The 23,232-nt window shown below is 44.9% G+C and carries 19 protein-coding genes; 2 read left to right on the top strand and 17 right to left on the bottom strand.

Annotation, left to right across the window (positions count from 1 at the left end; genetic code table 11):
- Positions 1 to 454 precede the first annotated feature (454 nt).
- The 6 genes from ACRRU2_RS02675 to lepB all read right to left on the bottom strand — a co-directional run bounded on the left by ACRRU2_RS02675 (position 455) and on the right by lepB (position 8,447).
- Entirely contained in the window at positions 455 to 1,774 is a 1,320-nt protein-coding gene (locus tag ACRRU2_RS02675; protein WP_432499839.1) for a deoxyguanosinetriphosphate triphosphohydrolase family protein, read from the bottom strand.
- Between the two features lie 23 nt (positions 1,775 to 1,797).
- A complete protein-coding gene (locus ACRRU2_RS02670; RefSeq protein WP_432499838.1) occupies positions 1,798 to 2,109 on the bottom strand; it encodes a rhodanese-like domain-containing protein in 312 nt (103 codons plus the stop codon).
- A gap of 180 nt (positions 2,110 to 2,289) precedes the next feature.
- The gene (locus tag ACRRU2_RS02665; RefSeq protein ID WP_432499837.1) at positions 2,290 to 5,328 is read right to left on the bottom strand and encodes an efflux RND transporter permease subunit; all 3,039 of its coding nucleotides are present in this window, start codon (positions 5,326 to 5,328) and stop codon (positions 2,290 to 2,292) included.
- 42 nt (positions 5,329 to 5,370) lie between these two features.
- The gene (locus ACRRU2_RS02660; protein ID WP_432499836.1) at positions 5,371 to 6,060 is read right to left on the bottom strand and encodes a response regulator transcription factor; all 690 of its coding nucleotides are present in this window, start codon (positions 6,058 to 6,060) and stop codon (positions 5,371 to 5,373) included.
- Entirely contained in the window at positions 6,038 to 7,537 is a 1,500-nt protein-coding gene (locus ACRRU2_RS02655; protein WP_432499835.1) for a sensor histidine kinase, read from the bottom strand. Before ACRRU2_RS02655 ends, ACRRU2_RS02660 begins: the two co-directional genes overlap by 23 nt.
- 346 nt (positions 7,538 to 7,883) lie before the next feature.
- Positions 7,884 to 8,447, bottom strand: coding sequence for a signal peptidase I (lepB, locus tag ACRRU2_RS02650; RefSeq protein ID WP_331698173.1), 564 nt, complete (start codon positions 8,445 to 8,447; stop codon positions 7,884 to 7,886).
- Between the two features lie 149 nt (positions 8,448 to 8,596).
- Here lepB and ACRRU2_RS02645 point away from each other — a divergent pair, with 149 nt between their 5' ends.
- Entirely contained in the window at positions 8,597 to 9,802 is a 1,206-nt protein-coding gene (locus tag ACRRU2_RS02645; protein ID WP_432499834.1) for an MFS transporter, read from the top strand.
- Positions 9,803 to 9,850: 48 nt separating this feature from the next.
- Here ACRRU2_RS02645 and ACRRU2_RS02640 read toward each other — a convergent pair whose 3' ends face one another.
- The gene (locus ACRRU2_RS02640; protein WP_432499833.1) at positions 9,851 to 11,521 is read right to left on the bottom strand and encodes an ATP-binding cassette domain-containing protein; all 1,671 of its coding nucleotides are present in this window, start codon (positions 11,519 to 11,521) and stop codon (positions 9,851 to 9,853) included.
- A complete protein-coding gene (locus ACRRU2_RS02635; protein ID WP_432499832.1) occupies positions 11,511 to 12,365 on the bottom strand; it encodes an ATP-binding cassette domain-containing protein in 855 nt (284 codons plus the stop codon). The genes ACRRU2_RS02640 and ACRRU2_RS02635 overlap by 11 nt, the downstream gene beginning before the upstream one ends.
- A 118-nt stretch (positions 12,366 to 12,483) precedes the next feature.
- On the opposite strand from ACRRU2_RS02635, the gene ACRRU2_RS02630 reads away from it, so the two are divergent.
- Entirely contained in the window at positions 12,484 to 13,050 is a 567-nt protein-coding gene (locus tag ACRRU2_RS02630; RefSeq protein WP_432499831.1) for a biotin transporter BioY, read from the top strand.
- Between the two features lie 249 nt (positions 13,051 to 13,299).
- Here ACRRU2_RS02630 and ACRRU2_RS02625 read toward each other — a convergent pair whose 3' ends face one another.
- The 9 genes from ACRRU2_RS02625 to rny form a co-directional block, all read right to left on the bottom strand.
- Positions 13,300 to 13,806: a RicAFT regulatory complex protein RicA family protein gene (locus ACRRU2_RS02625; RefSeq protein ID WP_331698178.1), complete on the bottom strand. Its 507-nt coding sequence runs from the start codon at positions 13,804 to 13,806 to the stop codon at positions 13,300 to 13,302.
- Positions 13,807 to 13,867: 61 nt separating this feature from the next.
- Positions 13,868 to 15,436, bottom strand: a complete 1,569-nt coding sequence (gene miaB / locus ACRRU2_RS02620; protein ID WP_432499830.1) for a tRNA (N6-isopentenyl adenosine(37)-C2)-methylthiotransferase MiaB — start codon at positions 15,434 to 15,436, stop codon at positions 13,868 to 13,870.
- Between the two features lie 126 nt (positions 15,437 to 15,562).
- Positions 15,563 to 16,138, bottom strand: coding sequence for a phosphate propanoyltransferase (locus ACRRU2_RS02615; RefSeq protein ID WP_331698180.1), 576 nt, complete (start codon positions 16,136 to 16,138; stop codon positions 15,563 to 15,565).
- Between the two features lie 108 nt (positions 16,139 to 16,246).
- Positions 16,247 to 17,113 (bottom strand): 2-oxoacid:ferredoxin oxidoreductase subunit beta, encoded by an 867-nt coding sequence (locus ACRRU2_RS02610; protein ID WP_331698181.1) that lies wholly within the window; start codon positions 17,111 to 17,113, stop codon positions 16,247 to 16,249.
- Positions 17,113 to 18,849: a 2-oxoacid:acceptor oxidoreductase subunit alpha gene (locus ACRRU2_RS02605; protein ID WP_331698182.1), complete on the bottom strand. Its 1,737-nt coding sequence runs from the start codon at positions 18,847 to 18,849 to the stop codon at positions 17,113 to 17,115. The genes ACRRU2_RS02610 and ACRRU2_RS02605 overlap by 1 nt, the downstream gene beginning before the upstream one ends.
- Positions 18,850 to 19,108: 259 nt before the next feature.
- A complete protein-coding gene (locus tag ACRRU2_RS02600; RefSeq protein ID WP_432499829.1) occupies positions 19,109 to 20,047 on the bottom strand; it encodes a dipeptidase in 939 nt (312 codons plus the stop codon).
- Positions 20,048 to 20,216: 169 nt separating this feature from the next.
- On the bottom strand, positions 20,217 to 20,477 hold the full coding sequence (locus tag ACRRU2_RS02595; RefSeq protein WP_331698185.1) for a stage V sporulation protein S: 261 nt from the start codon (positions 20,475 to 20,477) through the stop codon (positions 20,217 to 20,219).
- A gap of 166 nt (positions 20,478 to 20,643) precedes the next feature.
- Positions 20,644 to 21,438, bottom strand: coding sequence for a TIGR00282 family metallophosphoesterase (locus tag ACRRU2_RS02590; RefSeq protein ID WP_331698186.1), 795 nt, complete (start codon positions 21,436 to 21,438; stop codon positions 20,644 to 20,646).
- Positions 21,439 to 21,616: 178 nt separating this feature from the next.
- Positions 21,617 to 23,161, bottom strand: coding sequence for a ribonuclease Y (rny, locus tag ACRRU2_RS02585; protein WP_432499828.1), 1,545 nt, complete (start codon positions 23,159 to 23,161; stop codon positions 21,617 to 21,619).
- Between the last annotated feature and the right edge of the window lie 71 nt (positions 23,162 to 23,232).

Raw genomic sequence — 23,232 nt, 5'->3', positions numbered from 1 at the left:
GGTTTTCGGGGCATTTCAGCGCATTGTGTATGAATTTTCATATACATTTAGCCGTTTGGAGGCGGCATCGACTGATTCTATATGATATTTCATATATAATTGGGGTTTTCGGGGCATTCCAGCGCATTGTGTATGAATTTTCATATACATTTTGCCGTTTGGAGGCGGCATCGACCAGTTCTGTATGATATTTCATATACAATTGGGGTTTTCGGGGCATTCCAGCGCATTGTGTATGAATTTTCATATACATTTGTGTTTTTCAGGGTATTTTTTCTTATTTTGTCAGGAATGCAGCTAGCTTTCTGTATACTTTGTTTTTTACGATTCCGACCGCTATTGTTCGCCAATTTCGGATATAGAAACCTGTAAAGTTTAAAATGAGCTTACAAAGACGGACGCTCAACATAAAAAAACACTCTTCCGCCGACAAAGGCAGTAGAGTGTTTTTCGTTTAGTCTCTTTCATATATGGAGCCTGACCGGCTGGCAAACAGCTCTGTGTACACTTTTTCTGCATACGAGTCTGTCATGCCGGCAATATAATCAGCGACGAGCCTTTCCCATGGCCATATGGCCTTGTGCTTGTCATAGCTTTCGGTCCAATCCGGAGGCAAAATGCTGCGCCCTGCATCATAGTCAATAAAGCTGTCCCACAAGCGCTGAATCATAATTTCACTTCTCTTTTGCAGGCGCTGCACGCGGAAGTCCTTTATAAGCGTCACCCAAGCGAGCTTTTTTAATATTTCCATCGTGCGGAGCAATTCAATATCTTCTACCCCATCCCGTACAAACGTAATCCTTTTCCAATTGTTTGCGGGATCCTCTATGATACCGACTTGATTGGCAAAACGGTTTACCCATCTCGCTTTCATTTCGCGTCTCGTCCGGGACGTTTCACGGTCAAACTGCTCGTAGACGGATTGCCATTGCTGATAGTAATCAGTCAGCACGCACTCGACCATATGTCTTATATTGGTCTGTTCCCAGCGCATCGATTCCTGGCTCGTCGTATCATTCAAAATCTCAGTCATAATATGGTCCACAAGGCGGTCATCTTCAAAGAAGCTGTTCGATAATTGAATTTTTCCTGCGCGAATGCCATCTTCAATATCATGGGTTGAGTAGGCGATATCATCGCATAAATCCATCAACTGAGCCTCCAACGTGCTGCATCCCTCCGGCATTTGCCAGAGCTCGCGCAAATAGTGGATCCCCTTCCACTCCATCGGATACACGCCCTTGACGACAGCCGGGTCAGCGAGCGAAGCCGGATACTTGTTAATAGCTAACAGCACGGCCGCAGTCAGGTCAAGACCTCTCTCACTTCCCGCCCGCTTTTCCAAGTACATTAAAATACGAAAATTTTGAGCATTTCCTTCATAAGAGGAGCCATTATAGGAACGAAGCAAATCATTCAGTACCTGCTCTCCTTTATGACCAAATGGAGGATGCCCCAAATCATGAGCCAGTGAAGCACATTCGACTACCTCTGGGAGCAAAATAAGACCGGGATGCTCATTGCTTTGAAGGAACGCATACGATTTGCCCAATCTGCGCGCCACCTCGCGAGCAATTTGCGATACCTCCAACGAATGGGTAAGCCTTGTACGATAATAATCACCCGAGCCTGCGCCGAACACTTGCGACTTGCCCTGCAGTCTTCGGAAAGCCGGCGATTGAATTAATCGGGCATAATCCTTCTCATATTCGTCGCGGTCCTCGCTAGTGTGAAGATGGCCATTATCATCAAGCCGTATTTTTCGAATATTCATGCGACCACCTCCTGCTTAAGAAGCTATTCTCCTGTAACTACCTCGCCTTTCCAGGAAAGCATGCCTCCATCAACATTAATAACGTCATAGCCTTGGCTGGTCATATATTCACATACTCTGCCGCTCCTGCCTCCACTGCGGCATATAAATATAACATCGCCAGGAACGTCGTGTACTTCATGCTCTCTCGCTTGAAATTGCGATAATGGAATACTGCGGGCTTGCGCGATATGCCCTTCTTCCCATTCGTCAGGCTCACGCACATCAATTAAATTAATGTTTGCGTTATCTGTTAATAAAACATCCAGTTGTTCTGCAGTAATCTCACGAAACATATCAATACCCTCTTTTCTTTGTTCTACATATTATTAAATTTTAGCTTATTTGCTATTCGAATGTCTACTTGAGAAAGGCATTGCAATTATGTTTGTACGCAGCACTGCTGTTGTGCGCCGGTTCCAAAATAAAAAACTGCCCCCGCTAACCATGACGGCAGCAGGAGCAGCACATATTATTTATTTTGCCGAAGCAGACTTCGCACGCTTGCGATTCAGGAACTCATACACGATTGGAACTATTACTAGTGTAAGAAGCGTTGAACTGGTCAAGCCGCCAATAACGGTTATTGCCATGCCCTTAGAAATAAGGCCTCCCGATTCAAAACCGAGTGCAAGCGGAAGCAGTGCACCAACGGTCGCGATCGCAGTCATCAGAATTGGACGTAAACGAGTTGTTCCTGCCTCAAGAAGCGCCTCTCTGACTGATAAGCCTTCTGCTTCCTTGTGAATAACACGGTCGATCAAGACGATTGCGTTCGTTACTACGATACCGATCAGCATCAGTGCGCCGATCATTGCTGTAGCACTGATCGTTTCGCCTGCGATAAACAAGCCGACCATCGCGCCGATTGCAATAAACGGCAGTGAGAATAGAATTGCAAACGGCGTTAGACCACCGCCGAACGTTAGAACGAGAACCAAGTATACGATAGCTACAGCTGCCAGCATTGCAAGACCAAGTTGAGAGAACGTCTCGTTAATTTGCTCTGTAACGCCGCCCATCGTAATTTCAATATTTCCAGGGATATCCATGTCATTAATCATTTTATTAATTTCACTGGATACCGCGCCGATGTTGGCTACCGTTGCATCTGCTTTAACTTCTGCATAAATTCTGTCGTTGCTTCTTGTAATCGTGTTAGGAGATTCGCCTTCTTCTATTTTCACGACGTCTTTGAGCGAAACCTCCATGCCAAGCGGCGACTGCAGCTTCACATTTTCCAAATCAGCCAAGCTGCTGTACTGGCGATCCTCTACTTTTACGTAAATATTAACGGCATCGCCATTATTTTCAATCGTTGCAAGCAGCGGACGCTCCCGCACAGGGCTTAGCTCCATCGCGATTTGTCCCGCAGTAAGACCTACCTGACTCAGCTTTTCACGATCTGCAACGATACGATATTGATTGTACGTTTCTGACAAACTGGAGCTGATATTTTTCAGATTTTCCTTTTCCTTGAGCTTATCCATAAGCTCATTTACTACAGGCTCAAGCGACTTCATATCAGGACCGTACACGAGCATGGAAAGACCCGATCCGCCTAAGCCGCCGCCAGCAAAGTCTTGCTCCTTCCAGGTCCCTTTGCCGCCAAGCTCCTTAAGCAGAGGTACGATTTTTTCCTTTTCCTCGCTGAAGCCCTTGTAGTCTTTGTCATAATTCAAATTAAATAAAGCTTGCTTGGACGCTCCCGGGCTCATTGGATTAGCACCGCCCACGGAATATTGTACTACTTTAAGATCATCGCTATCTTTATATCTATCCATAAGCAGTTTCTCAGCATCAAGCGCCATTGCTTCTACCTGCTCGCGTGTTTCTCCGGGAGCCGGGTTATAAGTGATAAGCATCATTTTTTGCTCATCGTCCGGAATAAAGCTTGTGCCGACTAGCGGGTATAAGCCTAAACTGCCGACAAGCAGCACGACAGCAATTCCGAATGTGATCAATTTGTGATTAAGCGACCATTCAAGCAAGCCTCTATACTTGCGGGCAAGTTTGCTTGGATTTGAATCATGCTTCTTGCCTTCTTTAAGCCCGTTGCGGAACATCATATGCGCTAGCATCGGAACAATTGTAACGGCTACTACCAAGGAAGCGCCTAGCGCAAAAACAACTGTTAATGCGAACGGCATAAAGATTTCGCCGACCATGCCGGAAACGAAGCCAAGCGGCAGGAATACAGCTACGGTAACAATCGTAGAGGACATGATCGGAATGATCATTTCTCTAGTAGCTGATAAAATAAGCTCTTTGCCCTTCAGCTTCTCATTGGAAAGCGACAATCTGCGGTAGACGTTTTCTATAACAACGATAGAGTCATCAATAACGCGGCCAATCGCCACCGTAATCGCACCAAGCGTCATAATATTAAGTGTAATATCCATCTGCTTCAATGCAATCATGGCCATCAGAATGGACAGAGGAATAGATACGATAGAAATAATTGTGGAGCGGATATCACGCAAGAACAGCATAATAATTAAGATGGCCGCCAATGCGCCAATTACTGCCTTGCTCAGCATCGTATTGACAGATTCCTCAATCGGTTCGCCTTGGTCAAACGATTGAACAAAGGTCATGCCTTCATTTTGTTCCGCAAGCTTCTTGAGCTCATCCTTAACCTTGTTAACTACTTCAACCGTGTTGGAATCAGCGCCTTTGACGATGTTAATCCCGATCGCGTCCAGACCATTCGTTCTGGAAACAGATTCTACCTTGTCTTCAATCGTAATATCGGCAACATCGCTCAGCTTAACGCCTGGTACAATTACCAAGTTTTTAAGCTCATCTTCTGTTGCGATGTTTCCGTCAATCATGACCGATTTTTCACTATCGCCAAATTCAAAAATACCGAGCGGCACAGAAAGCACAGAAGCGCTAATGATGCCTTTCACCATATCCTCTGTCATATTAAGCTGGGCTAATACATCCTGCTTAAATACGAGCTCGCCTTCCTTCACGCTTTGACCGGCAATTTGAACAGCTGCTACGCCGTCAATGCTTTCGAGTCTAGGAATAACAAAATCCGTAGCTGCTTCTGTCAATTGCGGCATCGTTTTTGAGCTGTCAGACAAGCTCAAGGAAATGACTGGGAAGGCATTGATATTCATTCTGGAAATGGATGGCTTTTGCACCCCGTTAGGGAATGTGATTTGCTCCAACGCTTCCTTTACATTATCTTCTGCCCGATCCATGTCCGTATTATATTCAAATTCAATAATGACTGATGAAGCATTTTCAAATGATGTGGAGCTGACATTTTTAGCTCCCTTTAAATTTCTAGTCCTTTGCTCGACGGGCTTCGTAATTTTCTCCATTATCTCTTCAGGAGCGGCGCCAGGATATACGGTTGTTACACTTACAATCGGAATAGTAATATCCGGGATCATTTCCATCTTCATTGTGCTAGTCGATTGAAGCCCGGCGAACACAACGATAATCGTCATAATCCATAAAGCAAACTTATTGTTGAGCGAAAATTTAATAATGCTTTTCATATTCATCCTCCATTTTTCTCAAATCCAAATTCATATTTCTTTTTATACTTTGAAACGATACCCTACACCCCAAACCGTTTCTATATACTGAGGATTAGAAGGATCGTGTTCAATCTTCTCTCTTAGTCTTCGAATATGCACAGTAACTGTTGCGGTATCCCCATTGGAATCCAGTCCCCAAATACGCTCAAACAATTCCATTTTATCGAAAACCCGGTTAGGATGCGAGGCAAGCAAAAGCAATAGGTCATACTCCTTGGATGTAAGCATAGCCTCTTCTTCATGAATCGTTACTCTTCTGGCCGGGCGATCGATGCAAAGACCACGGATTTGAATAAAATCATTATGACTGTCTTTATTAGAAGTAAGTCTTTCATAGCGTGACAAATGCGCTTTTACCCGCGCAACAAGCTCGCTAGGACTAAACGGCTTTGTTATATAATCATCGGCCCCTAAGCCAAGCCCTCTAATTTTGTCGATATCCTCCTTCTTGGAGGTTACCATTAAAATCGGCACGTTGTGCTGCCGCCGGATTTCCCGGCAAATCTCAAAGCCATCCATTTTGGGAAGCATGACATCAAGTATGATGAGATCATATTGTCCATCCAGCGCTTTTTTAAGGCCAATGTCACCGCGGCCTTCAATATGAACCTGATAGCCATGGCTCTCCAAATAATCTCTTTCAAGCTCTGCTATGGCCCGTTCATCCTCAATGATCAGAATATGCTGCATTCATTTTCACCACCTTAGCTGGCTCCATCTTTGGAAGTTTTATCGTAAATATTGCACCTTGGCGCGCGTTTCTTGCTGTTACCATACCGTTATGCCCCTCAACAATTTGTTTCACAATTGCAAGCCCAAGGCCGCTTCCGCCTGTTTCTGAATTACGTGATTTTTCCGCACGGTAAAACCGGTCAAATATAAAAGGCAAATCATCCTCCGTAATACCGGGTCCATTATCTTCGATTTCAATAACAGCGAAATGCTCATCCTGCTTCAGTCGCACTTGCACGCGATGCGGCAAGTTATTATCGTCAAACTCCAAATACTTCACACAATTGTTCAAAATGTTGTTAAGCACGCGATTCAGCTTCTCCAAATCTGCAGAGATCATAAGTTGATCTATATTTTCCGAACTAAAAGATAAAGCGATGTCCGACTTCTCAAGCTCGAACTGCTGCTCCTCCATAAAATGATCCAAATATCGGACAAGCTCTACCGGTTTAAAATCGAAAGCAACAGTATGCAGATCCAGCTTAGAAAATAAAAACAGCTCATCAATCAGCTGATCCATATGCGCTGCTTTGCGATAAATCGTTTGTAAATAGCGCTCACGCATTTCATCTGTATTGGCAATTCCGTCAAGAATGCCTTCTATATAGCCTTTGATCGCCGAAATTGGTGTTTTTAGATCATGTGAAATATGGGAAAGCAGTTGCTTGCGATTTTCCTCATATTGAAGACTTTGATCGATTGAGCTTTTCAAGCGAACCCTCATTTCCTCAAAAGCAATGCTCAATTGTTCAATTTCATTGACCCCGCTCGCAAAATTTTTACAATTGGTTGAATCAAGCAGCTGGTAGGATAGATCGCCATCCTTAATGCGCAAAGCTGCTGTCTTCAGCGATTGAATAGGCTTAATAATGCTTCTGGATACATAGTAGGTAAGCAAAAAGCTCGTTAATGTAATAAAGCCAAGCAGTGCAGCGAGCACAAGCGGGTGCCAGAATATTGGTATTGGATCAATTCTGCGGAATAAAATCATTTGGCCGTTGCTTCCATCCGGGTATTGAAATTGAATGTTATGCGTGCCAAAGCGATAAAGCTTGAAGGAAAGCTCTTCAGGCAGCTGCTCGATATAGGCGCTCCAATTTTCATTCGGAGAAATATCCTGCAAAAAACTGGATACATTTGCAATTTGTCCATTCCTTACGACTACCAGCCCAGCCCATACTTCAGCAAGCTCCTGCTGCAGCTCGTCCAAATAAGCTTTATCCTCGAGCTTGCCAGTGTCATGCTCGATTACATATGTAAGCTCTCCATAGACAAGCGCCTGCTCAAACCTTTCAATTTGCTGATTTTCCGATAATTCACGTAAATCATGCTTGCCAACGATATAAAACACGGTTAAAAACAAACAAAGCATCAAAATAACCGGAACAAACGTCATGGCAAGATAGGACATATACAATTTCAATCTAATGGACAAAGAAATTCCCGCCTCGCATGGCATATTTCGTATGATCAGATTTCCATTTCTTTTACTTTTCTATCATAACGATCATTTCTAACGGATTTCATAGATAATTATTACAAAATTATTACGTTTGCTCAAAGTATTATCTGTAGAGACTACCAAAACCATCCATATTGCACAAGGATAAACGGCTTCCGCCGTCCTTTGGACGAGCGGGTTTACAGATGAAATATAGAAAAACAGGTATAAGGTGCAACGTATACCTGTTTTTCTATATTTCAAAAAAGGCCAAGTCTTTAGAACGTATTGTCTAAAGCTTGACCTGTTTTTAAATGATACGACTTTTAAATTAGTGAACTTACTTCAAGCCGCCTATGCGATCAATCGGCCATATCCGAAAAACCGCCTTTCCTTCCAGACTGCTGAAAGCGACAGGACCAAATGCGCGGCTGTCAATGCTATGCTCTCGATTATCGCCCATAACGAACACTTTATCCGCGGGTACGACAAGCTTGAAATCGCTTTGATCGGCTAATGTAATACCTTTAATATACGGCTCATCCAAAGGGTTTCCATTAATAAAAACGAGGCCTTCGCGGATTTCAATCTGCTCGCCCGGCAAGCCGATTACCCGCTTCACAATACGCTGATCGTATTCTGGACCGTTGATGATTACGATATTCCCCCTCTTGGGCGCTTTAAAATAATAATTCCATTTGTCAATAACGAGTCTTTCATTTTCCACAAGTGTATTTTGCATTGAAATATTATGTACTTTTGTCTGAGCATACACATAATTGTGAAACAGCATAGCTACCGTAAAGGAGACAACTATCGTAATGATCCACTCCAGCACAGGCTTCCAGCGCTTGGGTTTTTCCGTATTTTCGTTCATATTCGCTGTTTCATCTATATTTGTCATTTGCTATCGCCTCTCCTTTTCGTACGTACCATTATACCACCATCTGCACATATGTTGTACTACGCTTGAAATTCATATTTGTTTCGTATTTTCACAGATTACAATATACAGTAAAATCAGGTACAGGATAAACGAAGGGAGAGATATCCTTGTTTCGCACAACTAAAAGTCAAAAATACATCTTTACGCTTGTTACGCTTATCTACTGGATTTCGATGTATATCTACGTTCCCACATTATCTCCATATTTGAATAGTAAAGGCTTTTCCTTGCAATTTATTGGGATCGTCATTTCCAGCTATGGTCTGGTCCAGCTGCTTGTGCGTTTCCCGCTCGGCATATGGTCAGACCGGTTTGGCAAGCGAAAGCCATTTATTGTGCTTGGTATGCTTTGCGCCCTGATTAGCTGTCTGTTATTTCTCCTATCAGGCTCCTGGATTTGGCCGCTGGCTGGCAGGATCGTTGCTGGCGTATGCGCTTCTACCTGGGTCGCATTTACCGTGATGTATGCCGGTTTTTTTAAAACAGAGCAAACAGGCCGCGCTATGGGCAATATCAGCTTTGTAACGGTTAGCGGTCAAATGATTGGTATGCTGCTTAGCGGCTGGCTGGCTGACGGCTTTCATGCGAATATGCCTTTTATTATTGGCGCGGCAGCTGCTGTCCTCGGATTATTGCTCGCTTTATTTTTGCAAGAGCATGCAGTAAATGATCGGCAGGGCATGTCCCTTGCCAATGTTAAAGAAGTTGTTAAAACCAAGCTGCTTTGGCGGGTCTCCTATTTATCCATCCTTGCTCATTGTGTATTATTTATTACGATGTTCGGCTTTACGCCGCTCAAAGCAGAAGCGCTTGGAGCAGGCGGGCTCGAGCTGACGATCGTTGTATTTGCCTTTATGCTGCCACATGCTGTTGCCTCTTTTATTACAGCAACGATATTTGTGCCGCGATTTGGTCAATACGGGACAATAATGATCGGCTTTGTATTAAGCGGCATATGTACAGCTGCTATAGCTATTGTGCCGTCGCTTGAGCTTCTTTATGTTACCCAAGCAGTCAATGGCTTCGCGCAAGGGCTTCATTTGCCGCTTTTTCTCGGCCTGGCAATTAAAGAAGTAGCAAGCTGGGGAAGAGCGACCGCCATGGGCCTTTATCAAGCCGTTTATGCCGCCGGAATGTTTTCTGGACCTTTTCTTGCAGGCTTTCTAAATCAGCAGTGGGGACTTGGCAGCGGCTTCGCCCTTGGCTCTGTTCTGGCGCTTGCGGCAGCCATTTTTACAGCCATATGGGCCGGCCAAGAACGCAAACGGAAGAAAAAGCTGCCAGCTGAGATGCCATCCTCCCTGCAAGGTTGAATGCTCAGTCATCCGCTGAACAGCTGCAATTGAAGCTGCACATAAATTTTACGAGGCAGCCAATAATACCAGGCATACCGCTGCTGCAATACCCATCATCGCTGCATCTTGTTTTTTCAGCTGCAGCCGGAAGCCAAATACAGGCATTTCTTTTACCTGGCTATAACCCCGCAGCTCCAGCGCTTCAGCCATTTCCTCCGCCTTCCCTACAATCGAACGAAGATAAGGAATAAGCATCGTAAGCGCAATACGAACTGACATCATTCCGCTGGAAGAGGCGAGCTTCCCTCTTGCTCTAGCCAGCTTGCTATATCGCTCCCATTCCTGCATCAGCAGCGGAATAAACCTAAAGATTAATGTCATTAACAATCCGAAAGCCGCAATCGGCAACCCATAACGATTAAGCCAGCCGAAGGTTTGCTCAAACGCTCGCTTCAGACGAAATGGCGTAACCAGCGCCAGAATCGGCATGCCTATTATCATCACTAGCAGCAGCTTAACTAAACGTTGCCCTGTGGAAGCTGCTTCGAGCCAGTTAAAATCAAGCGGGGCCAGTGAAATGCCGCCAATTGCCGTCAGCACAATGGCCAATACAATAAATCCTCTTACTACAGGAAACATCGGCTCCGCTGCTTTGCGCACGATTCCAATCGCAATGATGACCAGCAAGCCTGCCAAGCCTATCACAGGCCACTCTGTCTGAGCCAATATGCCTGCAGACCACATGAAATAACTTAACACTATAGCTCGCGGGTCAAAATATTGGTTGCTTAAGTTATTAATTTTTGAAGGATTATGGCTACTTACATATATTTGCTCTTCAAATGGTTCCACAACTTTCGCTTTCTCATCCCCTGCAAACAGCTGGGAAAACGACTCATCTACAGGACGTTCAGCGCTTGCTGCCGCTTCCTTTATCCAATCGGCTATTAATTCAGCGGCAAGCCCAGGACTCAGCCTTGCAGGCACCTGCTCATGAGAGCCGCTGTTGTGATTATGACCTTCCGAGGGCTTTTGCTGTAACGGAATAAGCTTTTTATGCCGAATCGTCAACACTTGATCCGCTATAGAAAGAAAAGGCTGAATATCATGCGTAACAATAATCGCGCCTCCTCCGCCTTCCTTTTGCTGCCTCAGGACAGATTGCAATAAGGCAATCCCTTCGCTGTCTAACCCGGCCAGCGGCTCATCCAGCAGCAGCCAATCCGGCTTGCAGCATATTAAACATGCAAGCGCCAATCTTCGCTGCTGGCCGCCGCTTAATGTCCAGGGTTCACGCGGCAAAATGTCAGGCTCCAGCCCTACTAGTCGTATAGCTTTTGTAGTTCTTTCCTGCATACATTCTTTGGTGAGCTTATACGGCTTCATAGAATATTCGAGCTCTTGCTGCACATTTGCTGCAAACCACTGGCTCTCTGCCTGCTGCATAGCGATGCCAAGCTTAAGCAGTGCCGCATGATTCAATTTGGGCCTGCGGCCCTTCTTACGCCAAAGCTGTTGCCCTGACAGCTCAATCGTACCCTCTGCAAGCTTTCGTAATCCAGCGATAGACTCGAGCAATGACGTTTTCCCCGTTCCATTTGGACCTGTAATGATTATAATTTCATCCGCTTTAAACTGCATATTGATTTGTTCAATTAAACTGCCATCGCTGACGTCGTTAGTTTTCATAATAGTTACGTTATGAAGTGCCAATTGCCTATCGCATTTAATACTCATAGCTATATACCTCAGCCTTCAGTTCATCCATATTTAACGGAAGCTGATGCAGTTCTATTCCTTTATCAGCCAATTGCCATGCAATTTGGACCGCATAAGGCGCTTCAAAGCCATATTCCTCGCAAGGGCTGCTGCCTTGACGGTTATGAGCATCCCGGGCAAACCATTGCGATGCTGGCCCATTAAACACAATGCGGCCCTGATCAAGAGCAATTACATGATCCCCTCTTACGGCTTCCTCCATCTGCTGAGTCGCCCATATAACGGTTACCCCCTGCTTATTAAGCTCGCGCATGCGAGTAAGCACCAGCTGTGCCGCCTGCTTATCCAGCATCGACGTTACTTCATCCATCAGCAGCAAATCTGAGCTGACAGCTGCCGCTCCTGCAATTGCAGCAAGCTGCTGCTGTCCGCCGGACAAGGCTTCCAGCGGCTGATGCAGAATAGGCTCAAGCCCCAATTGCTTGAACACCTGCTCAGCCCTGTCAAGCATATGCGGCTGTCCCACCTGATGCTGCTCCATCATAAGTACAACATCCTCCCAGCAAGTAGAGCCTATTAGCCCTGAGCTAGGCTGCTGCAGCACGATCGGTATTAAATGGGTTTGCGTCAGCTGCTCGGGCCTGTTGACTCTTTGAGTTCCCTCTACCCTGTAGCGTTCAAATCCCGCCAGCAGCTTTAGCAGCGTGCTCTTGCCGCTGCCGTTGCGTCCATAAAGCTGAACCCACTCCCCGCTCTGAATGCAGAAAGATATATTATCCAGCAATTTCTTTTCTTCTTCCTTATCAACTGCTTTAGTAAATACAGATAAGTTTGACCATATAATTTTTGAAAAAGAGTCCATTATTTTTTACCTGCCCTCTTCACGATCGCAAAAAGCTGTGATACAATGCTCATTGTTAACTATAAATCATTTTAATTGGTTAACAATAAAAATGCAATAACGAAAAAGGAGATTATGTATGAAAGCACTATCGATTCGTTCACTTGTTTTTACCGCACTATTTGCAGCACTATTTATTGTAATGAGCTTGCAGCAAATGAAGCTTACTGCTTCACCGATCCCCCTCACCTTTCAAACGCTTGGAGTTATTATTGCCGGTATTTTTCTCAAGCCCAAGCAGGCTTTTCTAAGCATATTTGCAGTCGTTGTACTTGGTGCAATCGGGTTGCCGGTTTTCGGCGGCAAAGGGGGGCTTTCGCATATTTTGGGAGGATCAGGCGGATATATTGTCGCTTTCCCTTTCTGCGCATTGTTTATTAGTTTAATCGTAAACAAATGGATGAACAAAGCTAATCATAAATCTGTCATGAATACGATCGTTCTTTACATAATGTTCATTCTGGCAAGCATCGTCTTCGTCTATGCAATCGGAGTGCCATGGATGATGGTTGCACTGGATTTTTCTTTAAGCAAAGCACTCGCTGCCGGCTGCTACCCGTTCATTCCCGGCGATTTAATTAAATCTGCTGTTGGAATAATTGTTTTGTTTACGTTAAAAACAACGATCGTAAGAACTCGCATTTAGTCAAGGATAAACGGCTCCGCCGTTCTTTGGACAGGCGCGTTTACCGATGAAATATAGGAACAGGTATAAGAAGAAAACTTATACTTTCTATTATTCAAGAAGAAACGCTGCGCGTCCTTGGCTAAGGAGGTGCCGTTTCTCGGTGAAATATAGGAACAAGTATAAGGTGAAAACTTAAACTTTCCTATATTTTAAAAAAACCGCAGCGGTCTTGACTTCCAAGAAGTCGGTCCGCTGCGGTTTTACGTTTTAATCGCTGCAATCCTCTGGATTGCCGCCTTCTGCATCTTCTACACTAATTTTCTCAGAAACCGTATCCCGAATAACTGAAACGACAAGCTGGAGCAAATAATTAATATCTGCTTGGCTTTGCTGAAATTGAGCTACAATTGGAATGCCATCAAGCTCATCTTGGAGCTCCTCCATCTCAGCTTCTATTTTTTTTACCATTTCTGCATTTTTGAACGTCGTTTCGAAAGCGACGACTTCCTTTTGCTTCTTTTTAATAAGGCTGATCAGCTTCTGGATCCGCTCATTGTTGTTGATTTGCATTTCTGCACGGCGATAATCCTGAACCTCCTCTGATGCAAATATCGCATCAGACAGCTCCTTTGCCTTTTGCATAATATTATCACGCACTATAATCTCACGAGTATGGAATGACGGAACATTAGTATTGTCATGCTGATGGCTGCATACTTCTCCAGTTGCATATTCATTATGCACGGCGCCGGCATTTCCTTGTATATTTGACATGGTTGACATCGCTCCTAATTATATCGCTATATTGCTGACTGTACCAGCACTTCAAAATCTATTAACTAACATCGCTTTGTGCGTCAGACTGTACAACTTCGCCTTTAATATACCAGGTTTGCGCATCGACTATTTTGACCTGCACAAAACGGCCTATCCATTCCTTAGGTCCTTCCAAATGCACAAGCTTATTCGTGCGCGTACGTCCAGAAAGCACATTAGCGTTGTTTTTGCTCTCGCCTTCAACCAGCACTTCCATAACGGTTCCTACCAGCTGTTCATGCTTCTCGCGCGCTATAGAGGCTACCAGAGCGTTTAGACGCTGCAGCCTTTCTTTCTTTACATCCAAGGGCACATTATCCTCCATTACAGCAGCCGGTGTGCCTTCACGCGGTGAATATAAATACGTATAAGCCATATCGAAGCCTACTTCCTCGACTAGCGTAAGCGTATCTTCGAACTGCTCCTCTGTCTCGCCTGGAAAGCCGACGATTATATCGGTTGTAAAGGATACGTCTGGAATAGCATGCTTGATCTTCCCGGCTAATTTGAGAAACTTTTCACGGGAATATTTGCGGCTCATTTTCTTCAGCACTTCTGTACTGCCAGATTGGACAGGCAGATGGATATGCTCTACCAGATTGCCGCGGCCGGCAAGCACAGAAATTAAATGATCATCGAAATCGCGCGGATGACTAGTCATAAAACGGATACGCGGAATGTCAATTTTGGATATATCATCCATCAAGTCGCCAAAGCGATACTCAATATCCTCAAAATCTTTGCCATAGGCATTAACATTTTGCCCAAGCAGCGTAATTTCTTTAAAACCTTGCCGTGCAAGCTCGCGCACCTCATCAATAACATCCTGAGGTCTGCGGCTGCGTTCCTTGCCTCTCGTGTAAGGGACGATGCAATAGGTGCAGAACTTGTCGCAGCCGTACATAATGTTGACCCAACCGCGCATGCCTTCGCGCTTCTTAGGCATATTTTCAATAATATCGCCTTCCTTGGACCATACCTCTACGACTAGCTCCTTGCTGAAATAAGCTTCCTGCAGCAGCATCGGAAGACGATGAATATTGTGCGTTCCGAATATCATATCGACAAAGGAGTGCTTCTGCAAAATACGGCCAACTACTGATTCCTCTTGCGACATGCAGCCGCAAACGCCAAGTATAAGATCAGGCTTCTCCAGCTTCAAGTTTTTGAGATGGCCTAATTCACCGAATACTTTATCCTCCGCATTCTCGCGAATGGCGCAAGTATTCAGCAATATCACATCGGCAATCTCACGATCCTCGGTAGCGATATAGCCCATCTCTTCAAACATGCCGCGCATAACCTCAGTGTCATGTTCATTCATTTGGCAACCGTACGTTTGTATTAAATAGTATTTGCCTACTCCCATTGAACGAAGCTCAGCAGGAATAGAGAAATCGTAATGCACTTCAATTTCTTCCTTGCCTCTGCGTTTTTCTTGCTTATAATTCGGAGTAGAGTTTATTTGAACGATTCTTCCTTTAATACGGTATGTCGAAGTATGCTCATTCTGCTCAAGCAGCTTGGCATCGCTAAAATCGAAATATTTGGAGTAATCTTTTTGTTCTGCGGATTTTTGTTCCGTCATGCTTTGATTGCTTCCTTTCGTCAAAACCAATCACTTCCTTATCGGCGTCTATCATCATTCATATAGTCCAATGTCCTATTATACCAGTTAAGGATTTATGGGGTCAATGAATGAAGCGATCAGCCGCTAAACGATCAGCTCTGCTGTATCTCCATTGGCAATCCCTGCCGCATTCGCTTCATCCGTGTCAATGTGCATATCCAGCGCATAGCTGTCCGATACGCGAACGACTACATTTTCAAATACGACGCCGCGCTCACCGCTTGTTCTTACAGCAACGCGCTGCTTGTCCTTCACGCCGAACCGTTCAGCATCAGTGGTATGAAAATGAATATGTCTGGCGGCAATAATTACCCCTTCCTCCAACTCCACCTCACCAGCTGGACCTTGCAGCTTAATGCCTGCAGAGCCCGCAATATCACCTGATTCACGCACGGGCGGATTAATGCCTAGCGCAAAAGCGTCTGTTTTTGACACCTCAAGCTGAGTTTTTCCTCTTGTAGGTCCTAAAATGCGTACTTTTGGAAAAGTTCCCTTAGGTCCAATAACAGCTACTGTTTCGTTAGCGGCAAATTGGCCTGGCTGTGTAAGTGGCTTCATCTCCGTCAACGAGTAGTCATTGCCGAACAGAATTTGCAAATGCTCTTTTGATAAATGAATATGTCTGGCGGAAACACCGATTGGAATTTGATTATGTAACATGTAAGCCACTCTCCTGTCCGTTCTCTATTTCTGCATTTTATTATTGCATTTCTATATATTAAAAATATAAGCATACAGACTTATGTCTGTATGCTTATATCATAGCATTTATTTAAATTCAGCTACAAGCTTTGTGAACTGTTCTTCACTAATCTGTAACGACTGATGGGCTAAACCGCCCTCATCGAAGCCTTTTATTTGCTTTTCATAAGATGGGCGTGTTGTATCTTGATAAATAAGTCCGGTAAGCATGCTTTCAGTTTCCATAATTTTGGTAATGGCTGAAATGCGGTTCGCTGGATCATACTCCGGGAATTGATCCAAATTAACAACCCGCTCCTTGAACCAATCGTACGTATTAATTTTATTAAAGGTAACACAAGGGCTGAACACATTAATGAATGAGAAGCCATCATGTTTTATGCCCTGCTCGATAATGCTTGTTAACTGTTTAATATCGCTTGAGAATGATTGGGCGACAAAGGTAGCGCCTGCCGACATCGCCAGCTCCAGAGGAGACAAGGTTGATTCGATTGCGCCCTCTGGCGTTGACTTCGTTTTGAAGCCTTCCGCGCTGCGTGGCGAGGTTTGTCCTTTTGTAAGACCGTATATTTGATTGTCCATTACAATGTACGTAATGTTCATATTTCGGCGTATCGCATGTATGGTATGACCCATGCCAATTGCAAAGCCATCCCCATCGCCGCCTGATGCGATAACCGTAAGCTCTCGATTGGCAAGCTTAACGCCTTGCGCAATAGGCAATGCGCGTCCATGTATGCCATGCAGCCCGTAAGCGTTAATATAACCGGATATGCGCCCCGAGCAGCCAATTCCCGAAATGACAGCGACCTCCTCCGGTTCAAGGCCGACATTTGCCGCTGCGCGCTGGATAGCTGCTTGAATAGAGAAATCACCGCAGCCAGGGCACCAGTTGGGCTTTAAGTTATTGCGAAAATCTTTAAATGTTGCCATTATTCATTCAACCCCTTACACGCATGATAGACTTCGAGCGGCAAGAACGGGTTGCCATCGTATTTTAAAAGATTAGTGATTTTGTCGGCGAAGCCTGTATTCATTTTAATTTGAGATGCCAGCTGTGCTGTTGCATTGTTTTCAATTACGACAACCTTATCCGCGCTTTCCAAATACGGGCGAAGCAGATCAGACGGAAATGGATACATTTGACGAATCGTGACATGATTTGTTGTGATGCCTTCCGCTTCCAGCTTTTGTCTTGCTGAATCGATCGTTCCGCCGGTTGAACCCATGCCGATAATAAGCAGATTTGGCTTTTCATGAGGCGCATCTGCTCTTACTGCATCTCTAATTTGCAGACCGGCAATTTTTTTAAGTCTTTTCTCCATCATTAAACGGCGATTAAGCGCGTTTTCAGACGGACGGCCAACTTCGTCATGCTCAACGCCTGTAACGTGGTGAATGCCGCCCTTCTGGCCCGGCAGCACGCGCGGCGAAACGCCATCCTCTGTAAGTTCGTAGCGCTTGAACATTTCTCCAGGCTCTTTCTCCCCTGCGTCTTCCTGCAGCTTCCCGCGCTTGATCTCTACCTTGCTGAAATCAAACACCTCGCAGGACTGCTTGCCCAGGGAGAGCTGCAAATCCGTCATGACGATGACTGGAACCTGATACTGCTCGGATATATTAAAGGCTTCCACCATATCGAAGAAGCAATCTTCGATAGAAGCTGGCGCAATAACAACCTTCGGTATTTCGCCATGAGTACCGTAAATCATCGCATTTAAATCTGACTGTTCCTGCTTCGTCGGCAAGCCGGTTGAAGGACCGCCTCGCTGTGTATTGACGATTACGAGCGGAGTTTCTGTCATGCCCGACAAGCCGATGGCTTCCATCATAAGCGAAAGCCCGGGACCTGCCGAAGCTGTCATCGTTCTTACTCCTGCATAATTTGCTCCGATAGCCATCGTTACAGCTGCAATTTCATCTTCAGTCTGAACGACTGTACCGCCAAACTTCGGCAGTTTTTGAATCAAGTATTCCATAATCTCGGAAGCAGGTGTAATCGGATAAGCAGACATCAAGCGGCAGCCTCCGGCAATGGCGCCAAGGCCGATGGCTTCATTGCCGATCATAAACAGCTTCTGCTCGCCATCAGCGTCTGCCAGCTTGAATTCATCAAGCGGTCCGCCTGCAAGCTGCAGCACGTAGTCCGCGCCATGCTTGACAGCTTCTATATTTTTTTCTACAACAGCAGCTCCCTTGCGGCCAAATTCCTCTTCAACTGCCTTATTAAATACATCAAGCGGCAAGCCGAGCAGCGCCCAAGAAGCACCTGAAGCTACCATGTTTTTCATAAGCGAAGTGCCCAGATCTTCAGCAATCTTAGTAATAGGAACAGCAAATAATCTAGCATCCAATCCGTCCGGCACTGTAGGGCTGAATTTTGCATCTGCCACAATAACGCCGCCAGGCCGAAGCTCGCCTGCATTAAGGTCGATGCTTTCCTGATCAAAGGCTACTAGAATATCGAGATCATCAGATATCGCACGAATCGGCTTCGTGCTGATCCGTATTTTATTATTCGTATGGCCGCCCTTTATGCGTGAAGAGAAATGACGATAACCGTACAAATAATAACCTAACCGATTAAGAGCCGTGGAAAAAATACGATCGGTGCTCTCAACGCCTTCCCCTTGCTGGCCACCGATTTTCCAAGACAATTGACTAATCAAAGTGTCCATCTCCTCTTTATTATGAACATGTCTATTCGATAGACAATATCAGCTATTAAACTATTTTCGCCTCATAAGAATGTATAAATATGACAGTCTTTTCGTAAAAACAATTCTTATCGGGATAAAAACCTCCGTTTACCTCAGCAGCTTCTCTAGAACTGCTAAATTAGAAGTTTTTCTCATAGTCATAACAATTTTAAGATTGTGCAACTAAAAAAGCAATACACTTTCAATTAACGTTCACAATTTACCAAAATTAATTTGGCAAATTCGTCTCCAAAAATAAAATAGCGTTGCCAGCTAAAAAATGATTCGTTTGGTGTTCAGAATAAAACTTCAGCAGCTCATTCTTCAGTCGATACAAATGACCCGGATGTTTCAGCTCCTGCACATGTGTATCAATCCCGTCAAAATCAGAGCCAAGCATAACTGCCTTCTCACCCCCAAGCTCACAAATATGCTCGATGTGGCAAACAATATCGTATATGGTACTGCTGCGATTGTGCACGAGAAACTGAGGCACATAGGTAACGCCGACTCTTCCTTCTCGCGCTATAATACATTGTATTTGAGCATCGGTCAGATTTCTTGGGTGAGAGCACACTTCACGCGCATTGGAATGCGATGCAATAAAAGGTTTGGAGGTCAGCTCCGCCAGTTCCCAAAAACCTCGGTCAGACAAATGTGAAATATCGAGCAGCATGCCGATCTGTTCGCAATATTGCACAAACTCCTTGCCTGCTGCAGTCAAACCGCCATTGCGCGGCTCCAGCACGCCGTCTGCCGCCCAATTCGCATAATTCCAGGTCAATCCTGCAAATCTTACGCCGAGCCGATACAACATATGCAGCAGCGCCTTGTTGTTGTACAAGCCGTCTACTCCCTCCATCGACAACAATGCGCCAATCCGGCCTTCTTTTATACACTGTCTTAAATCCTGTTTATTGCGAATGAAGCTTATGCTTGGCTGGCTTAATATTTGATTGTAAAACAAATCCACGCTTTCCATTACGGCTACTAGCCAATCCTTCCGTACAGACGGAATATAAATAGCAAAGGTTTGAATAGCCGCCTCTGCTTCCTTTAAACGTTCAAGGGTGACATCTAATTGATCCGCTTCGTCACGAGCAAAGTCAAGCTCATTATTCAGCAACAGCTTGTATAGTACATCGCAGTGAAAATCAACTGACTTCATGCCTTCACTCCCTTGCCTGTTGTACGTCATTTCAGACAGTTATATGACTCACTTGTCCATTAGCCTACAGGTCATTGCAAAAAGCCTGTTTACATCCTACGTAAACAGGCCGCGTCGTTACAGCTTGCCAGCAGTGTATTCTCATGTTGACAGATACGGCCGTTGCCGATTATCGCGGTTCAACTATTAACTTGATAGCTGTGCGATCTTCGCCATCAATTACGATATCGGTAAATGCCGGAACACAAATGAGATCCACACCGCTAGGAGCGACAAATCCACGCGCAATAGCAACCGCCTTAATCGCTTGATTCAATGCGCCAGCACCAATGGCCTGCAGCTCCGCTCCGCCACGCTCGCGCAAAACGCCCGCCAGCGCTCCCGCTACAGAATTTGGATTGGACTTTGCTGATACCTTTAATACATCCATGAAAAGTACCTCCCCTAGAATGTTGGTTGGATTCACTTATAAATTCTATTCGTTATTTTTTAAAAAATTCCTTCATTTTCAACTTCAATTGACTGTAAGTTCAGAATTATCAGAATTTATTTTATGAATTGAGGCTGCACGCGCTTTTTAAAAAAAGCTGCCCTTTTTACAAGAGCAGCCAATCTTCTTCCGTTAAACGGATTTTATCAATTTTTTGTGCTTTGCCGGTCACATCGTCAATTTTTACGGACACTGCGTGCAAATGCCATTTTCCTTCATCCACAACAAAGCGCACTGGCATTTGTGTCTTGAAGCGATACAGCACAGCTTCCCGCTCCATTCCGAGAACACCCTCCTTGGAGCCTACCATGCCTACATCTGTAATATAGGCTGTGCCTTGCGGCAGTATTGTATCATCATTTGTCTGGACGTGAGTATGCGTGCCGACTACAAGTGAAGCTTTCCCATCCAGATGCCAGCCCATTGCAATTTTTTCTGAAGTAGCTTCGGCATGGAAATCAACAAATACTGCAGACGTACGCTTCCTTGCCTGTTCAACCAATTGATCAGCCATTTGAAAAGGACAATCTATTGGCGGCAAAAAGGTTCTTCCCTGCAAATTGATAATAGCAAGCTCTTTTCCATTTGCCTTAATAAATGCCATCCCTTTGCCGGGCGCTTCTGGGCTGAAATTAGCCGGGCGCACAATTCTTGGCTCCTCATCGATCCATTCAAAAATATTTTTATTGTCCCAGGTATGGTTGCCCATCGTAATGCCATGGATGCCCCATTCGAAAAACTCAGTAGCAATCGTTTTTGTAATTCCGCGACCTGCAGCGGCGTTTTCACCATTTGCAATAATGATATGCGGATTATATTTGCTGACAAGCGAAGGCAATACCTGCTTCAACGCGCTTCTGCCGACATTGCCAACGATATCGCCAATAAACAATAAATTCATCGTTCCTACCACTCTTCCTTCATATGCACAAAAACAAGCTGCACTGACAAAGCCCGCTTTTTGCAAACTGCTGTTTGTTGCTTATAATTTGAAAGAAAGTGGCTGCGCAGCAGCCACTTTCTTCAATCGTCTGTTCGATTGTAATGGAATCAAATTCTATTCGTTATGAATTTGATTATTACTTCGCATATTCAACCGCGCGCGTCTCTCTTATTACCGTTACCTTAATATGTCCCGGATAATCAAGCTCGCCTTCGATTTTTTTCGTAATATCTCTTGCTAGGCGGAACGCCTCTGTATCATCAATCTTGTCAGGCTGCACCATAACGCGTACTTCACGGCCAGCTTGAATCGCATAGGACTTCTCAACACCTTCAAAAGATTCTGTAATCTCTTCCAGCTTCTCCAGTCTCTTAATATACGTTTCGAGCGTTTCTCTGCGTGCGCCTGGTCGAGCGGCAGACAATGCGTCTGCAGCGCCTACAAGCATTGCAATAACCGAAGTCGCTTCTGTATCTCCATGGTGAGACGCGATACTATTAATAACGACAGGATGCTCCTTGTACTTCTTCGCCAGCTCTGCTCCGATTTCAACGTGAGAGCCTTCCACTTCATGGTCAAGCGCTTTGCCGATATCATGCAGCAAGCCTGAACGCTTGGCTAATGTTACATCCTCGCCCAGCTCTGCTGCCATTAAACCAGCTAAATAAGCAACCTCCATGGAATGCTTCAGTACATTTTGGCCATAGCTTGTACGATACTTCAAACGACCTAATATTTTGATCAGATCAGGGTGCAAACCGTGAACGCCAACCTCGAAAGTTGCTTGCTCACCATATTCGCGAACGCGCTCATCGATTTCCTTGCGTGACTTTTCAACCATTTCTTCAATACGTGCAGGATGAATTCGTCCATCTGCAACTAGCTTTTCAAGTGATGTGCGAGCAATTTCGCGTCTAATCGGGTCAAAACCGGATAAAATGACCGCTTCCGGTGTATCATCAATAATTAGATCGATACCGGTCAATGTTTCTAGTGCTCGAATATTGCGGCCTTCGCGCCCAATGATACGGCCTTTCATTTCCTCATTTGGCAGCGTGACAACGGATACCGTCGTTTCAGCCACATGATCTGCCGCGCAGCGCTGAATAGCAAGCGATATAATATCTCGCGCTTTTTTATCCGCCTCTTCCTTAGCTTGTTGCTCAATATCTTTAATCATTTGTGCTGTTTCGTGGCGAACTTCCTGTTCTACATTGGACAAAATGATCGATTTAGCATCTTCCATCGTCAAACTTGAAATTCTTTCCAGCTCGCTTAGCTGTTGCTTATAGATGGAATCAATCTGTTCTTGCGTTTCCTCGATGCGTTTTTCCTTGTTGGCCACAGTTTCTTCTTTGCGTTCAAGCATCTCTAGCTTTTTATCCAACGACTCTTCTTTCTGCATGATGCGTCTTTCCTGACGCTGTACTTCGTTACGTCGCTCACGAATGTCTTTATCAGCTTCGGAACGGAGCCTGTGGACCTCGTCTTTCGCTTCAAGCACTGTTTCTTTCTTCTGAGCTTCCGCATCCTTTTTTGCATTTTCTACAATTTGAATAGCAGCTTGCTCAGCGCTAGAAATTTTGGCTTCAGCTATAGACTTTCTAATGACGTATCCAATCCACAAGAAAATTGCGCCAACAAGGATATAACCCAAGATCCAGATCCAACGATCTTCCATCTTGTTCACCTCCTTGCTGCATACGCCAAGCATACACCCGGCATGATAATAGGCTTTTAACCAGTTCCATA

Source organism: Paenibacillus sp. GXUN7292 (genome assembly GCF_050864975.1).
Lineage (GTDB): Bacteria > Bacillota > Bacilli > Paenibacillales > Paenibacillaceae > Pristimantibacillus.
The sequence above is the reverse complement of the archived record's forward strand: the minus strand, read 5'-3'. Positions and strand labels throughout refer to the sequence as shown.

Coding starts and splice junctions, on each gene's coding strand:
- lepB (WP_331698173.1), bottom strand. CDS start 8,447: ATGACAAATATAGATGAAACAGCGAATATGAACGAAAATACGGAAAAA.
- ACRRU2_RS02670 (WP_432499838.1), bottom strand. CDS start 2,109: ATGTTTCGTGAGATTACTGCAGAACAACTGGATGTTTTATTAACAGAT.
- ACRRU2_RS02660 (WP_432499836.1), bottom strand. CDS start 6,060: ATGCAGCATATTCTGATCATTGAGGATGAACGGGCCATAGCAGAGCTT.
- ACRRU2_RS02665 (WP_432499837.1), bottom strand. CDS start 5,328: ATGAAAAGCATTATTAAATTTTCGCTCAACAATAAGTTTGCTTTATGG.
- ACRRU2_RS02625 (WP_331698178.1), bottom strand. CDS start 13,806: ATGTCAAATATACAAGGAAATGCCGGCGCCGTGCATAATGAATATGCA.
- ACRRU2_RS02615 (WP_331698180.1), bottom strand. CDS start 16,138: ATGTTACATAATCAAATTCCAATCGGTGTTTCCGCCAGACATATTCAT.
- rny (WP_432499828.1), bottom strand. CDS start 23,161: ATGGAAGATCGTTGGATCTGGATCTTGGGTTATATCCTTGTTGGCGCA.
- ACRRU2_RS02600 (WP_432499829.1), bottom strand. CDS start 20,047: ATGAAGTCAGTTGATTTTCACTGCGATGTACTATACAAGCTGTTGCTG.
- ACRRU2_RS02610 (WP_331698181.1), bottom strand. CDS start 17,113: ATGGCAACATTTAAAGATTTTCGCAATAACTTAAAGCCCAACTGGTGC.
- ACRRU2_RS02635 (WP_432499832.1), bottom strand. CDS start 12,365: ATGGACTCTTTTTCAAAAATTATATGGTCAAACTTATCTGTATTTACT.
- ACRRU2_RS02675 (WP_432499839.1), bottom strand. CDS start 1,774: ATGAATATTCGAAAAATACGGCTTGATGATAATGGCCATCTTCACACT.
- miaB (WP_432499830.1), bottom strand. CDS start 15,436: ATGACGGAACAAAAATCCGCAGAACAAAAAGATTACTCCAAATATTTC.
- ACRRU2_RS02630 (WP_432499831.1), top strand. CDS start 12,484: ATGAAAGCACTATCGATTCGTTCACTTGTTTTTACCGCACTATTTGCA.
- ACRRU2_RS02640 (WP_432499833.1), bottom strand. CDS start 11,521: ATGAGTATTAAATGCGATAGGCAATTGGCACTTCATAACGTAACTATT.
- ACRRU2_RS02590 (WP_331698186.1), bottom strand. CDS start 21,438: ATGAATTTATTGTTTATTGGCGATATCGTTGGCAATGTCGGCAGAAGC.
- ACRRU2_RS02595 (WP_331698185.1), bottom strand. CDS start 20,477: ATGGATGTATTAAAGGTATCAGCAAAGTCCAATCCAAATTCTGTAGCG.